Origin of the sequence: Plantibacter sp. LMC-P-059a, assembly GCF_030209505.1 — a bacterium.
In the GTDB taxonomy this organism is placed as follows: domain Bacteria; phylum Actinomycetota; class Actinomycetes; order Actinomycetales; family Microbacteriaceae; genus Plantibacter.
In genome coordinates this window covers 126,405-140,001 of sequence record NZ_JARVRZ010000001.1, presented here as the reverse complement: position 1 = coordinate 140,001, position 13,597 = coordinate 126,405, and the positions used below count along the sequence as shown (strand labels likewise).

Below are 13,597 nucleotides of genomic sequence, written 5' to 3'. Positions count from 1 at the left end.
GTCGATCCGGTTCGCCGGACGTGTCAGCCGGTGAGGATGATCTCGGGTGCGCGCTCGTAGCGGATGAACCGATACGGGACGCCTGTTCGTGATTCCGACCAGCCGTGCGCCGGATCGATCGTGACGGGCACCCATTCCTCGCCGATGATCGGCGCGAAGGTGTCGCCCGCGACGTCGAGGTCGAGTTCGGTCACCTCCAGGCGGTCGGCGAGTGGGAGCGCCTCGGCGAAGAGACCCGCGCCGCCGGTGACCCAGGCCTGGCCGTTGCCGGCGAGCTGTGCCGCTTCGAACGCGTCCTCCAGCGAGTGCGCGACGACCGCGCCGTCGGCGGACCACGCGTGATCGCGGGTGACGACGATGTTCGGGCGTCCCGGGAGCGGACGGAACCGTGGGGGGAGCGAATCCCAGGTGCGGCGTCCCATGATCACTGCGTCCGACCCGGTGAGCGTCTTGAAGTGAGCGAGGTCCTCGGGGACGTGCCAGGGCATGTCGCCGTCGGCGCCGATGACGCCGTCGTGGGCCTGGGCCCAGATGAGCGCCAGGCTCATACGGCGACGGCCGCGCGGATGGCGGGGTGGTGCTGGTAGTCGACGATCTCGAGGTCGTCGTACTCGACCTCGAAGATGCTCTCGCGCTTGGTCGTGATGCGCAGCTGCGGGGAGGAGAACGGTGCGCGCGTGAGTTGCTCCGTCACCTGCTCGATGTGGTTGTCGTAGATGTGGCAGTCGCCGCCCGTCCACACGAAGTCACCGACCTCCAGGCCGACCTGCTCCGCGACGAGGTGGGTCAGGAGGGCGTAGCTGGCGATGTTGAAGGGGACGCCGAGGAAGAGGTCCGCGCTGCGCTGGTAGAGCTGGCAGGAGAGTTTGCCGTCGGCCACGTAGAACTGGAAGAACGCGTGGCACGGCGCGAGTGCCATGTTGGGGATGTCGGCGACGTTCCAGGCGGAGACGATGATGCGACGCGAGTTCGGATCGGTGCGCAGCTGCTCGATGACCTGCGAGATCTGATCGATGTGCGAGCCGTCGGGCGTCGGCCAGGAGCGCCACTGGACGCCGTAGACGGGACCGAGTTCGCCGTCGGCGTCGGCCCATTCGTCCCAGATGGACACCCCGTGCTCCTGCAGCCACCGCACGTTGCCGTCGCCTCGCAGGAACCAGAGGAGTTCGTAGGCGATGGACTTCCAGTGCACCCGCTTGGTGGTGATGAGCGGGAAGCCCTCGGAGAGGTCGAACCGGAGCTGGCGACCAAAGACGCTGCGGGTTCCGGTTCCGGTGCGGTCGCCTTTGACGGCGCCGTGCTCGAGCGTGTCGCGCAGGAGGTCTTCGTACGGGGTGGGGATCGTCGTGTCCATCCCTTCGATCGTACGGGCAGCCGCCGTCACCGCGCTCGACCGATCGTCCAGTGTCGGGGGACTTTCGACCAGGCGCCCAACGATCGGCATGATCCCGGCGTTGTCTATGTGGTGGGTCCTGCCGAGATCGAACCGACGACATCCACGGTGTGAACACTCGCTGACCCAGCACTTCCGCGTCTTGTGGGGCGCCTCGCGTTGCTGAGACGCGCGCCTGACCACCTACATTGCGCCATGAGGGGACGCCTCGGGGACGAGCTGCAGATCCAAATAGAGGGCTCGATGAGGCCGTTGGCTGACCTGCTCATTACGAGTGAGGGCGATGGGGTCTGTGGCTATCCGCCGTAGCCCGTTGATCAGGGAACTTCCAGGCCAGGGGCCGCCGAATATCGTCATATCAGTCGCGCGTTGCTGGCATCCGAACGTCGCGAACGAAGACACGTTCGCCGACGGTCAATCGGGAACCCGCTTCGGGTGCCCGCCCGTAAACTCCGAAATCATCGCGCCGAAGCTCGCCATCGCTGCCGACGCCAGTCGGCTGGAGCGAAGCAACGCTCTACAGACGCAAGGCCAGCATCACGACGCGAACCCGCTGACGCTCCAGGGCAGGTCGCACACGGCAAGAGACATGATCCGTGCGCAGTTTCGGTGGCTGGATCGTCGCATGCCGCGCCCCTCACGTACTGCCCCGCTCCTCGTCGGCCTCCCTCGGCTTCGGTATTGGGTCGCCCTTGCCTATTGCACGAGGTAGGACAGGATCGCTGGAAACGATCAAGATGGGTCGGGCTCAAGACGTTGGAGGGATTCCAAAGCGTCTCCGCAGCTCGTTCCTCAGAGATGTCCAGCGAATAGGGTGGCGGTATGAGGTCCGTCAATACCGGAACCACTATGCCCGTCCTGGAGATCACGCTCGAGGCGGGCGGAGCGATCCCTAGCCGAGGGAGGCGACGTCGCCTGACCTACTCCGGGTATGCACCTGGACACCTCTACTGTTCGAGCGGACACGGTCGCGCCTCCCGTCTTCGTGCCAATGATCATGCTCGTCACCGCAGTGTCCTGCGCTGAGCGCCACGCTGACGCGCTTTCAGCGTCGCTTCCGGCGAGCAACGCCGTCATCCACCCGAAGGGTGGGCATATCTCGGTCCTCCGAAGTCTCAACGCTCACCTGAGGGGCCGCTGTTGACCGCCATGCGTACGTTCCTGATGTTCAGCGCTTCCGTAGCTACCAATCGAAAGAGGAAAGACCATGCCCCACTTCGCCGTCCTGATCTACACCGAGGACTCCGTCCACGCCGTGCATGCGACCGAGGAGGACCTCGCGGTTCCGGACGCCCACGGACGAGCACTCACCGAGTCTGGTGCGCTGCGGGCCGCGTACGCGTTCACCCCGCGTGATCTTGCGCGATCGATTCGCGCGTCTGGAGTGACCATCGGTCCTTTCGTCGACTCTCGAGAAGTGGTCGTGGGTGTCTACATCATCGAAGCCTCGACAGTAGAGGAGGCGCTCGCCATCGCTGCTACGAACCCGGAGGTTCAGCGGGGAGGAGGGGTCGAGGTCCGGCTGATTCACAGTGGTGGCACAGTCGAGATGTGACGGTCTGGAGGTCACCCAGCTGCAACGCGGGTTCCGTCTTGTAGAACAAGAGATGTAGTGGACACGTGCCGACTCGACGACCCATGCCGCTCCGGGCCCGGAAGTCCGCAGATCTTGTACCAACCATCCTTCTCGAAGACTCGTCGCACGGTACGGCGTGTCTCAGTCGGCTTCACTCGGCTTCTTGAGACATGCCGATTCCATGAGCCGGATCGGATAGACCAGGGTCTCCACCGCGGGTCAGGACGCGCAGCTGCAACTCGACGCACTCCTCGAGGCCGGCTTCCAGAAACGCAACATGTTCGCGGACGTGAGCGTTGTGGCCTTGAATATTCGCTGGCTCGTGCGGCGGCGCGCGGTGATCGCAAGCGCCAGCGTGAGCACCCACATGGTGGTGGTGGTGCCTAAACCTCGACGCCCGGCAGGAACCGCTCGAGGCGATGCGAAGGCCGGCCGCCGTGCAGGCACGAAGTCCTCCGAACTCGGCCGCGTTTGCCGCGCGAGCAAAATCGAGTTGCGCATGCCGGAGCGGCTGGAGCACGTTCTGATCTCAACGGCGACTCCGGGTAGACTTGACGGGTTGCTTCGGGTGTCTCAACCCCGTCGCGGGCCTTTAGCTCAGCTGGTAGAGCGCCACGTTTACACCGTGGATGTCGTCGGTTCGATCCCGGCAGGGCCCACCACAGAGGAAGAAGTCCCGCGATCATGCGGATGTCTGTTGCGAGCAGTGTGTCTGGCCGTCCGGACCGAAGCTCGTTGCAGGTTTGGGGTAGACGAAACTGGCCTGGCAGATGTGGGCCGTGTTCCGGTGGCGCGATGGCGCCGATGCGCCGAGCAGATCGTCGATGCGACCGTCGGCTGCCAGGTGGACTGCCGCATGGTCAGGGCGTCGAGGCGGCGAGCTCCTCGCGGATGATGGATGTCCCCGCACTCAGTGCACTCAGCTTCTTCCAGGCGAGGTCTCGCGGCAGCGGCGCCATGCCGCAGTTCGTGCTCGGGAGGAGCAGTTCCGCGTCGACGAACCGGAGGGCGCTTCGCAGCGTGTCGGCGACCTCCTCGGGCGTCTCGACGGTCTCGCTCGCCACGTCGATGGCTCCGAGCATGACCTTCTTCCCGCGGACGAGCTCGATGAGCTCCATCGGGACACGGGAGTGGTGGCATTCCAGCGAGACGATGTCGAGCGAGGACCGCTGGAGGAGCGGGAACGACTTCTCGTACTGCCGCCACTCCGACCCGAGGGTCGCCTTCCAGTCGGTGTTCGCCTGGATTCCGTAGCCGTAGCAGATGTGCACGGCGGTCTCCACTCGGAGTCCTTCCGCCGCCCGTTCCAGAGCGGCCACTCCCCAGTCCTGCACCTCGTCGAAGAAGACGGTGAAGGCGGGCTCGTCGAACTGGATGATGTCGACTCCCGCAGCCTGAAGAGCTCGTGCCTCCTCGTTGAGGATCGTCGCGAACTCCCAGGCCAGCTGCTCCCGGCTCCCGTAGTGATGGTCGGAGAGGGTGTCGATCATCGTCATCGGGCCGGGCAGCGCCCACTTGATCGGCTGATCGGTCTGCTCTCGCAGGAACCGGGCGTCGTCTGCGAACACCGGCTTCTCGACGCCCACGGCACCGACGACGGTCGGCACACTCGCGTCGTACCTGTCGCGGATGCGCACCGTCTCGCGCCGCTCGAAGTCGACACCCGTGAGGTGCTCGATGAACGTCGTGACGAAGTGCTGACGGGTCTGCTCCCCATCGCTGACGATGTCCAGGCCTCGGTGGAGCTGCTCGTGGACAGCTGCGCGGAGGGCGTCCTGCTTCCCCTCGACCAGGGCGTCGCCGGTCAGCCTCCACGGCGACCACAGGGTCTCGGGCTGTGCGAGCCAGGACGGCTTCGGCAGGCTGCCGACGATCGAGGTGGGCAGGAGCGGGAGGGGCGTCGAGGCTCCGCGGGCGGTCATCGGACCGCCTCCGTGTGCCCGGCGGCCCACTGCCGCAGCCGTTCCCCGTGAGGCTTCATCAGGTGCTCGTCCGCGAACGTCCCCTGCTCGATCGCGAGCCGGCCTCGCTCCTCTCGGTCGTAGGCGACTGCTGGCCGCACGTAGTCCTGCTCCTCCAGGTTCGGCCGGTAGACGTCGGCGGCGGCCGAGCGCGCGGCGTAGATCTCCGGCCGGTAGATCTTCTGGAACGTCTCCATGGTGCTGATGGTGGCGATGAGCTGAAGGTCCGAGTAGTCCTCGAGCAGGTCGCCGCCCAAGTAGAACGCGAGCGGTGCCGCGCTGCCGGGCGGCATGAAGAAACGGGCCCGCAGGCCCATCTGCGCGAAGTACCGGTCGGTCAGCGAGAGTTCGTCCTGCCGGTACTCGACGCCGAGGATCGGATGGCGGCTCCCGGTGCGCCGGTACGTCCGACTCGTCGAGACGCTGATGCAGATGACGGGCGGCGTCGGCGCGAGCTCCGCGTACTGCGCGGAGGCGAGGAAGTGCTTGAAGAGCGCTCCGTGCAGAACGCCGAAGTCGTCGGGGACGGTGAATTCCGTCCGCGAGGCGTTGACCGCCGGCAGCCGCACGCTGAAGTCGTGGTCGCGGAGGTATGACGAGAAGTTGTTCCCCAGGGTTCCGGGCAGACATCGACCGGTGCGGCGGTCGATGATCGTCGTGCGTAGGATCTCGAGGAGCGGGAACTCCCGGTCCTCGCCGTCCGCAAACAGGTGCAGACCCACGGAGACGATGTCGAGTCCGACGGTGTAGCGGCCCCGGCTCGGATCGTCGCCGCGCACGAGGTCGTTGAACCGGTCGTCGATCATCGCCAGCGCCGTGCGAAGGTTCTCCTTGCGGCGCTCACCCCGGGCCAGATTGGCGAAGTTGGTGGTGATCCGTGAGCTTTCCGCCGGCGAGTAGTCCTCGTCGAAGGAGGTGATGGTCGTACTGAAGGTGAACTCGTTCGTCATGATCGGCCGTTCGATAGGAGAGGCAGAGCGGGGTTCGACTCGCTGGATGTGCGGGTGCACCTACGTCCCGAACAAGTTCGCGCGCGTCCCGCCGGACACAAGCTCGTCGCGGAGCACCCCGCGCCGCCTCAGAACGGGGACGAGGTCGTCGAGCATCCGATGCAGGGTGACCGGATGCAGGTCCCCGGAGAAGAGGAGACCGTCGTTATCCCCGTCGTCGCCGAGGTCCTCGACGAAGTCGGCGAACTGCTCCGCGGTGCCCACGAAGCCGGCGCGGTCGGCGACGAGGCCCTTGCGCGCCTTCCGGATGAGCAGCTCACGCAGCGGTGCGTCCTCGGTGTCGCCGTACAGGCCCGCGATCGTGCCGTGCGAGACATGCTCGCCGAAGACCGACCGCTCGACAGGGCGATCCAGATCCAGGCCCGTCAGATCGGTCTCCAGGTCGCTGGACCAGCCGAGCGCGATCTGCCGCAGCGTGCTCTCATCGGGGTGCCGCGACGCCTCGACGACGCGCACCGCTTCTTCGGGGCTCGAGACGATCTCGGGCTTCACGACGAAGAGGACCCGCAGGTCGTCGGCGCTTCTACCCTGCAGCTGAGCCGCGGCGAGGACTCTCGCACGATAGGCACGGACCGCATGCGCCTCCAGCGGGGCGAGCGCGAGCTGGACGTCCGATTGTGTGCCGGCGAAGGCCAGACCTCGGGGGGAGCCGCCGGGCGAGACCACGATCGGGTCGCCGTTCGCGAACGGGACGGCGTTCAGCGGGCCGTCCACGCGGAAATGCTCACCGCGATGCTGGAACGCGTCGATGCGCGCCCCGTCGGCGTATCGACCAGATCCGGTGTCGGCGACCAGTGCGCCCTGGCTCCAGCTGTGCCAGAGCTGGCGGACGATCGCCATCCACTCGTCGGCCCGGTCGTAGGCCGCGTCGTGCGACAGCGGTTCCAGGCCGACATGGCGGGCGCTGCCGACGTCGGTGACGAGGTTGATACCGAAACGGTCTGAGCTGAGGTGCTGCAGCGTCGCGGCCTGCCGCGCGGCCAGGTACGGCGGCGTGATCCCGGCGTTGATCGTCGGCGCCAACCCGATCCGAGTGGTCGCGGCGAACAAGTAGGGCGCCAGGAGGAGTGGATCGTGCTTGGGTCCGCCGTACGCTCCCCGCACGCGCAGGTCGAGCGTGTCCGGAGAGCCGAGCGAGACGGCGTCCTCCATGACGATCAGCTCGAAGCCGGCCTGCTCCAGCTCGCGAGCCGACTGCTGGTAGAGCTCCGGCCTGGTCCAGTCGTGGTTCCACTCCTGGTACGGGTGCCCCCAGCCCTGCGGCCCGAATCCGCGAGAGAAGAACCAGCCGAAGTGCTGACGACGCGTCACGCTCGCGCCTTTTCGGTCAGGGCGCGCACGGCAGCCAGCCCGCGGTCCAGATCCCGAAGGAGGTCGTCGACGTCCTCGATGCCGATCGACAGCCGGAGAAGACCCGGATGGATGCCGGCGGCGGCCCGCTCGGCCGGAGTGCGCCCGGCGTGCGTGGTCGACGCCGGGTGCAGCACCAGGGAGCGCACGTCGCCGAGGTGGGTCATGTGGCTGAAGAGCTCGACGGCGTCGATGAAGGCGGCCGCACCTGCTTCGCCTCCGGCCACGGTGAACGAGAAGACGGAGCCCTGACCGCGGGGGAGCAGCCGCTGCGCGAGCGCGAACGACGGGCTCGACTCCAGACCGGAGTAGTCCACCGAGACGACCTCGGACTGTCGTTCGAGGAAGCGGGCGACGGCGAGGGCGTTGCTCGAGTGCCGCTCCACCCGCAGCGACAGCGTCTCGATGCCCTGCCGAAGCAGGAACGAGTTCAGCGGCGACGGCGTCGGGCCGAGGCGCGACACCACGATGTCCCGGGTGTAGGAGACGAACGCGTTCCTGCCTCGCTGCTCGGCCCAGCTGCGCCCGTCGAACGCGCGCTCCGCCTGGTTCAGGTGCGGGAAAAACGCCGGTCGCGCAGCCCAGTCGAAGGTGCCGGCGTCGACGATCACGCCACCGAGGGCGGCGCCGTGCCCGGCCAGGAACTTGCTGGTCGAGTGCACGACCACGTCGGCCCCGTGCTCGATCGGCCGCAGGAGGTACGGGGTGGCGAGCGTGTTGTCGACGACGAAGGGGAGCCCGTGCCGGTGGGCGATCGCCGCCAGCGCCGGGAGATCGAGCAGGTCGTTCTTGGGATTCGGGATGGGCTCACCGAAGAGCACGCGGGTGTCGGATCCGATCCGGCGCTCCCACTCCTCGAGATCGCCGGCGTCGTCGACGAAGTCCACACCGATCCCGAGGCGTCCGAAGTTCTGCACCAGCAGCCCGCGATTGCCCTCGTACAGCCGACGCGACGAGAGCACCCGGTCGCCGGCCTGCACGATCCCCAGGAGCGCGGAGGCGGTAGCCGCCTGCCCACTCGCCACCAGGATCGCCTCTGCCCCGCCCTCGAGGTCGGCGATCCGCCGCTCGACCTCCTCGGTGGTCGGGTTGCCGTTACGGGTGTAGAGGTACCCCTCGTCCTCGCCGGCGAACCGCTCCCGTGCATGCTCGAAACTGTCGAACACGAAGCCGGCGCTGAGGTGGACAGGAGTGACCCGCGCCCCGTGCGCACCGTCGGGCACGGCACCCGCGTGCACCTGACGTGTCGCGAAGCCAGCAGCCGCGGAGGGCTGCAGTGCGGGCGCCGATCGCGAGGTCGCGGCGGCTGCCGGGGCGGTGATGGTCACGGGATGCTCCTGTCCGGGCGCCTGGGAGGCTGATTCCGTGAGCCTGCCAGGTCGCGGAGGGTCCGCGCCGGGACATGACGGACTATGACCGCAGAGCACGACCTGCAACGCGGACATCAGCGGTCTCACCGGTCTCTGGGTGACGTACGCCCTCATCGTGCAGCCTTGGCCGCCCTCTGGGTCCTGAGGCGTCCTGCAATGAGATGCCGAGCGCCTGCAGGCTCTCGTGCCGGCTGCCCTGTCACGGTGCGCGTCACGTCGTGTCGTGGCAGTGACGTACACTCACTTCATCGAACATGTGTTCGAATCTGGAAGGTGTGACATGGCGACGATCGTTGATGAGGCAGTGGACGTCGATCTGGCGGCGGATGGGGATCCGACGGCGTTCGTCTGGAAGCGGTTCGAGCACCGTGTCGTGGGTCAGCCTCAAGCGTTGTTCTCTCGCCAGCCGTGGTGGCGGGGTGATGCGTCGCCTGCTCGCATCGACATCGAGACGTGGCGGGTCGACGCGGCTCGCGGTGATGAGGAGCCGACGCGCTACGACCTCCGCCGCGACACGACCGGCAGATGGACGCTCGCGGTCGCCTGGACGTGAGCTTCCCACACCTCCACGTCGCGTCGCACCTGTCTGCGCACTACGGCGTCACCTCGAGTGCGGCGCTCGCCGGTCTCGCCGCCGAGGATGGCGCGTCGTTCCTGGCGCTGACGGACCGTGACGGTCTCTATGGCGGCCCGAAGCACGTCGGTGCCTGTCTTGCTGCTGGTATTGCACCGGGGCTCGGGGTGGATCTCGCTGCGCTGGACGAACACCTGGAACCCATCGGCCGTGTGGTCGTCCTCGCCCACGGTCAGAACCAGGGAGCCGGATTCGCGCAACTCTGTCGCGTGGTGAGCGCGGCGCACGGCCGCCGTGATGGGCCTGCGATCCTCCGGGAGGACCTCGCGGCGGTGCTGGAGGATGAGCCGGCGCTGACGGTGCTGCTCGGGCCGTCGTCCGACGTCGGGCAGGCGATCGAGCGTCGCGATCATGCCGCAGCGCGGGTCGCGCTCGACCGGTGGCGCGAGTGGATCCCGGCCGGGCATCTGGTGATCGAAGTCGTCTGTCATCTCACCGACCAGGGCGTTCGCGGGAACGTCGCGGCGGCGACCCGGTTGCTGCGTCTTGCCGAGTCGGCTGGTGTCCCCGCCGTGCTGACCAACGCGGTCCGCTACGGGCTCCCGGACGAGGCGGCGACAGCAGACCTCGCTGACGCGGCACGATTGCTTCGCCCGCTGGCTGAGCTCGACGATCAGAACGAGCTGCAGGTGAACGGGCAGGCGTGGTTGAAGCCGGCGAAGCAGATGCGGCAGATCGCGCGGATGATCGTCGGCGCCGGCACCCACGACGACGGCGCCGTGCAACGGCTGCTGGGGGAGACGGAGCGGCTCGCCGAGCGATGCTCCCTGGATCCGGTGTCCGATGTGGGTTGGAAGCAGCCTCGCATGCCGGAAGCATCGGTGATCGGCATCAGCGGTGATCCCCACCGGGCGCTGTGGGCGCGTGCCCGGGCTGGTGTGGACGAGCGGTATGAACGGCCCGGGATGCCGTCGCTGGAGGACGCGCACCGCGCGCTCGAGCACGAGATGCGGATCGTGGAGCAGCTCGGGATGCCGTCGTACTTCCTCACGGTCGCGAAGGTCGCCGACATCATCCGCGAGATGGGCATCCGCATTCAGGCGCGAGGTTCCGGTGTTGGGTCCGTCCTGAACTACGCCCTCCACACGTCTTCGGTGGAGCCGATCAGCAACGGACTCATCTTCGAGCGGTTCCTCTCGCCCGAGCGCACCAACCTCCCGGACATCGACCTCGACGTCGAGTCCGCGCGCCGCCACGACGTCTACCGGGAGATCTTTGCCCGCTTCGGATCCGACCGGGTCACGCTGATGTCGATGACCAACGCCTACCGGTCACGCGGAGCCGTCCGAGACGCCGGCCTCGCTCTCGGCATGGATGAGTCGATGATCGACATGATCGCCAAGCAGATGTGGCGGTTCAACGCCCGCGAGTTCCGCGACGCCCTCCGCGACAAGCCCGAGCTCGCCGACCTGGCCGAAGCGGTCCGCGAATCACGGGAGCTCGACCTGCTCGTCGACGTCACGGAACGACTCGACCGGCTCCCGCGGCACATCAGCGTCCACCCCTGCGGCGTCATCCTCTCCGACACCTCGCTCTTGCACCGCACCCCGACGCAGTTGTCGGGTATGGGGCTGCCGATGTCGCAGTACGACAAACATGACATGGACAACATGGGGCTCATCAAGCTCGACATCCTCGGCGTGCGCATGCAATCCGCGATGGCGCATGCCGTCAGCGAGCACGAACGATTGACCGGCGAGACCATCGAACTCGACGCCCTGCCGCTCGACGACGAACCCACCTACGAACTCCTCCGTTCCACCCGCACCCTCGGGGTCTTCCAGCTCGAGTCTCCAGGGCAGATGGAACTCGTCGGCAAGCTGCAGCCGGAGCTGTTCAACGACCTCACCGTCGAGATCTCGCTCTTCCGCCCGGGGCCGATGCAGAACAACATGCCGCTGCAATACCTGCAGGTGCGACACGGCGAGACCATGCCCGACTACATCGACCCGCGGCTCCGCCCGATCCTGCGCGAGACGCGCGGCGTGGTCGTGTTCCACGAGCAGGTCATGCGGATCATCGACGAACTCACCGGCTGCGGCCTCGGACCCGCCGACGTCATCCGCCGACAGCTCGCCGACCGCGGCCGCCTCGCCGGCATCGAGGCGTTCGTGCGCGACCGCGCTACGGCGCGCGGGTTCTGGCCCGCCGTGATCGACAAGGCCTGGACGATCCTCGCCGGCTTCGGGTCCTTCGGCTTCGCCAAGGCCCACGGGGCAGCCTTCGCGCTGCCGACGTTCCAGTCGGCCTGGCTGAAGCGCCATCATCCGGCCGAGTTCATGGCCGGCCTGCTCACCCACGACCCGGGCATGTGGCCCAAAGACCTCATCCTCGCGGAAGCCCGCCACCTCGACGTGCCGGTGCTCCCGATCGACGTGCAGCGCTCGGGGCTGGAGTACGTCGTCGAGATCGCACCCGACGGGCGACTCGGTGTGCGCATGTCGTTGGTCGAGATGCAGGGGAGCACCGAGAAGGAACGGGCCCGCATCGCGAGGCACCAACCGTTCTCCTCCCTCCAGGACTTCAGAGACCGAGTGCGGCCCCGCCGCCGCACCTTCGAGGCACTGGCCCGCGTCGGTGCACTCGACGCGTTCATCGACTACATCCCCAGACGACGCCACGAACTCCTCGCCCACCTCGCCGGTGTCACCACGAGCGCCCAGCTCATCGCCGACGAGCAACTCGCCTTCGAACTCGACCTCCCCGTGCCCGAGCGCAGCACGATCACCTCGCTCGAGCTCCGAGGTCGGACCCAGACCGACCTCGAACTCCAAGAGATGCGCCTGGCGGTGAACCGCCACCAGATGGAACGCTTCTACCCACTGTTCCGAGAACTCGGCGTCACCCCGGCACGCGACCTCATGGACCTCCCGGGTGGAACCGAGGTCCTCATCGCCGGCGTCCGACGAGCGACCAACACCCCGCCGATGCGCGGCGGTAAGCGCGTCGTCTTCGTCTCCCTCGACGACGGCACCGGACCGGTCTCCAACGTCGTGTTCTTCCACGACGTCCAAGAGCAGATCGGATCGGGCGTCTTCCAGACGCACTACCTGCTCGTGCGCGGCACGACGAGGCGCTCAGGTGCACGAGGCGTCTCGGTCACCGGAGCGGCGGCATGGGACTTGTTCGCCGCGCAGCAAGAGTGGCTGGCGAGTGGGTCCGATCTTGTGGACATCACACCGTTGCGACGGAATGCCGTGTGAAACCGTGCATTCGAGAACCGACGGGCGAGCGGCAGTGACCATCCGGTGAGACGAGTCGGCTGGTCGAGCCGTCGACTCCTGGAACACGAATGATTGCCGATACTGGGGCAGCGGTTCAGTCGTTCGACGGCGGGCGGGCTCCGATCTGGCCGAGGATGCCCGGCAGGTCCGGCTGGCCGACTTCGTCGACGATCAGACCTTCGTCAAACCTGTAGAAGTTGCTGGCGCTCGCCGTCACGGTTCTGCCCGTGGCGGGAATCCCGAGGAACTCGCCGTCGTGAGTGCCGCGAAGCTCGAAGCGAGCAGCGACGGTGTCGCCCTCGACAACGAGCTGGTCAACGCTCCACTGGATGTCGGAAAAGGCGCCTCGCATGATCGTCAGGATCTGCAGGTATCCCGCCAGGCCGCGGAGAGGCTGGGGAGAGAACGGCGTCTTGAACACCGCATCCGGCGAGATCACCGTCTCGCCGACGGAGGCGTCGCCGGTGTTGATGAACGTGACGAATCGCAGGAAGGATGTGCGGGGGTCAGTGGTCATGGAGTTCCTCACTCTGAGTCAGGGGTCTACTTTACATGGCAAGTAATGCGCGTAGAATCGGGCCATGAGTGCGAAATCGACAACCCTGTCCGAGGCTTCTGTCTCTCGCGGAGATGCCGCCGGCCGAAGTGCTCGGGCCCGGGAGTATTTTGCTGCCCTGGTGCGGCACGAGACCGACTTCTGGAACTCGGTCGAGAAGCGGATGCGGGGCGACGGAGTGCTGAGCCTCGCGCGCTTGGAGGTGCTGCGTGTCGTCGAGGCCGCGCCTGCGGGCGCCAGGGTGCAGGACGTCGCGACCGGGGTTGGGACGTCGATCGCTGCGGCCAGCCGGATCCTCGATCGACTTGCCTCCGACGGTCTCCTCGAGCGGGCACCGGACCCCGACGACCGCCGAAGTGTGCGCAGCAAGCTCTCGCCCCTGGGGCGGGACGCTGTCGATGTCGCTGACGAACGATTCGGGCGAGTGCTCGACGAGGTGCTCGCAGAGGCCGACTCTGAGACGATCGCATCCGGTCTTGCGGTGCTCGATCGTCTGCAGGCGGCCCTGGAGGCAGGACGATGA

11 protein-coding genes and 1 tRNA gene are annotated in these 13,597 nt (G+C 67.3%); 5 read left to right on the top strand and 7 right to left on the bottom strand.

The window, feature by feature from the left end:
• Nucleotides 1-23: 23 nt before the first annotated feature.
• Nucleotides 24-548 (bottom strand): dihydrofolate reductase, encoded by a 525-nt coding sequence (locus QRN27_RS00665; protein WP_285040310.1) that lies wholly within the window; start codon nucleotides 546-548, stop codon nucleotides 24-26.
• Nucleotides 545-1,354, bottom strand: a complete 810-nt coding sequence (locus QRN27_RS00660; RefSeq protein WP_285040308.1) for a thymidylate synthase — start codon at nucleotides 1,352-1,354, stop codon at nucleotides 545-547. The genes QRN27_RS00665 and QRN27_RS00660 overlap by 4 nt, the downstream gene beginning before the upstream one ends.
• A 1,246-nt stretch (nucleotides 1,355-2,600) precedes the next feature.
• On the opposite strand from QRN27_RS00660, the gene QRN27_RS00655 reads away from it, so the two are divergent.
• Nucleotides 2,601-2,948 carry a YciI family protein gene (locus QRN27_RS00655; protein WP_285040306.1) on the top strand — a complete coding sequence of 116 codons (348 nt, stop codon included), beginning with the start codon at nucleotides 2,601-2,603 and terminating at the stop codon, nucleotides 2,946-2,948.
• A 607-nt stretch (nucleotides 2,949-3,555) separates the two neighbouring features.
• Nucleotides 3,556-3,631 (top strand) — tRNA-Val (locus tag QRN27_RS00650).
• A gap of 198 nt (nucleotides 3,632-3,829) precedes the next feature.
• Here QRN27_RS00650 and QRN27_RS00645 read toward each other — a convergent pair.
• Genes QRN27_RS00645 through QRN27_RS00630 form a run of 4 tightly spaced genes read right to left on the bottom strand, consistent with a single transcriptional unit; the run spans nucleotide 3,830 to nucleotide 8,567 of the window.
• Nucleotides 3,830-4,891, bottom strand: coding sequence for a methionine synthase (locus tag QRN27_RS00645; protein ID WP_285040304.1), 1,062 nt, complete (start codon nucleotides 4,889-4,891; stop codon nucleotides 3,830-3,832).
• Entirely contained in the window at nucleotides 4,888-5,880 is a 993-nt protein-coding gene (locus tag QRN27_RS00640; protein WP_285040302.1) for a putative oxygenase MesX, read from the bottom strand. The genes QRN27_RS00645 and QRN27_RS00640 overlap by 4 nt, the downstream gene beginning before the upstream one ends.
• A gap of 60 nt (nucleotides 5,881-5,940) precedes the next feature.
• Nucleotides 5,941-7,251 (bottom strand): LLM class flavin-dependent oxidoreductase, encoded by a 1,311-nt coding sequence (locus QRN27_RS00635; protein WP_285040300.1) that lies wholly within the window; start codon nucleotides 7,249-7,251, stop codon nucleotides 5,941-5,943.
• Nucleotides 7,248-8,567 carry an O-acetylhomoserine aminocarboxypropyltransferase/cysteine synthase family protein gene (locus tag QRN27_RS00630; RefSeq protein WP_285040727.1) on the bottom strand — a complete coding sequence of 440 codons (1,320 nt, stop codon included), beginning with the start codon at nucleotides 8,565-8,567 and terminating at the stop codon, nucleotides 7,248-7,250. The genes QRN27_RS00635 and QRN27_RS00630 overlap by 4 nt, the downstream gene beginning before the upstream one ends.
• 316 nt (nucleotides 8,568-8,883) lie before the next feature.
• Here QRN27_RS00630 and QRN27_RS00625 point away from each other — a divergent pair, with 316 nt between their 5' ends.
• On the top strand, nucleotides 8,884-9,213 hold the full coding sequence (locus QRN27_RS00625) for a hypothetical protein (protein WP_285040299.1): 330 nt from the start codon (nucleotides 8,884-8,886) through the stop codon (nucleotides 9,211-9,213).
• Entirely contained in the window at nucleotides 9,210-12,497 is a 3,288-nt protein-coding gene (dnaE, locus tag QRN27_RS00620) for a DNA polymerase III subunit alpha (RefSeq protein ID WP_285040298.1), read from the top strand. The genes QRN27_RS00625 and dnaE overlap by 4 nt, the downstream gene beginning before the upstream one ends.
• A gap of 115 nt (nucleotides 12,498-12,612) precedes the next feature.
• On the opposite strand, the gene QRN27_RS00615 is transcribed toward dnaE, so the two are convergent.
• Complete coding sequence (locus QRN27_RS00615) at nucleotides 12,613-13,035, bottom strand: ester cyclase (protein WP_285040296.1); 423 nt, start codon at nucleotides 13,033-13,035, stop codon at nucleotides 12,613-12,615.
• 160 nt (nucleotides 13,036-13,195) lie between these two features.
• On the opposite strand from QRN27_RS00615, the gene QRN27_RS00610 reads away from it, so the two are divergent.
• On the top strand, nucleotides 13,196-13,597 hold the full coding sequence (locus QRN27_RS00610) for a MarR family winged helix-turn-helix transcriptional regulator (RefSeq protein WP_285040294.1): 402 nt from the start codon (nucleotides 13,196-13,198) through the stop codon (nucleotides 13,595-13,597).

Coding starts and splice junctions, on each gene's coding strand:
- QRN27_RS00665 (WP_285040310.1), bottom strand. CDS start 548: ATGAGCCTGGCGCTCATCTGGGCCCAGGCCCACGACGGCGTCATCGGC.
- QRN27_RS00660 (WP_285040308.1), bottom strand. CDS start 1,354: ATGGACACGACGATCCCCACCCCGTACGAAGACCTCCTGCGCGACACG.
- QRN27_RS00655 (WP_285040306.1), top strand. CDS start 2,601: ATGCCCCACTTCGCCGTCCTGATCTACACCGAGGACTCCGTCCACGCC.
- QRN27_RS00645 (WP_285040304.1), bottom strand. CDS start 4,891: ATGACCGCCCGCGGAGCCTCGACGCCCCTCCCGCTCCTGCCCACCTCG.
- QRN27_RS00640 (WP_285040302.1), bottom strand. CDS start 5,880: ATGACGAACGAGTTCACCTTCAGTACGACCATCACCTCCTTCGACGAG.
- QRN27_RS00615 (WP_285040296.1), bottom strand. CDS start 13,035: ATGACCACTGACCCCCGCACATCCTTCCTGCGATTCGTCACGTTCATC.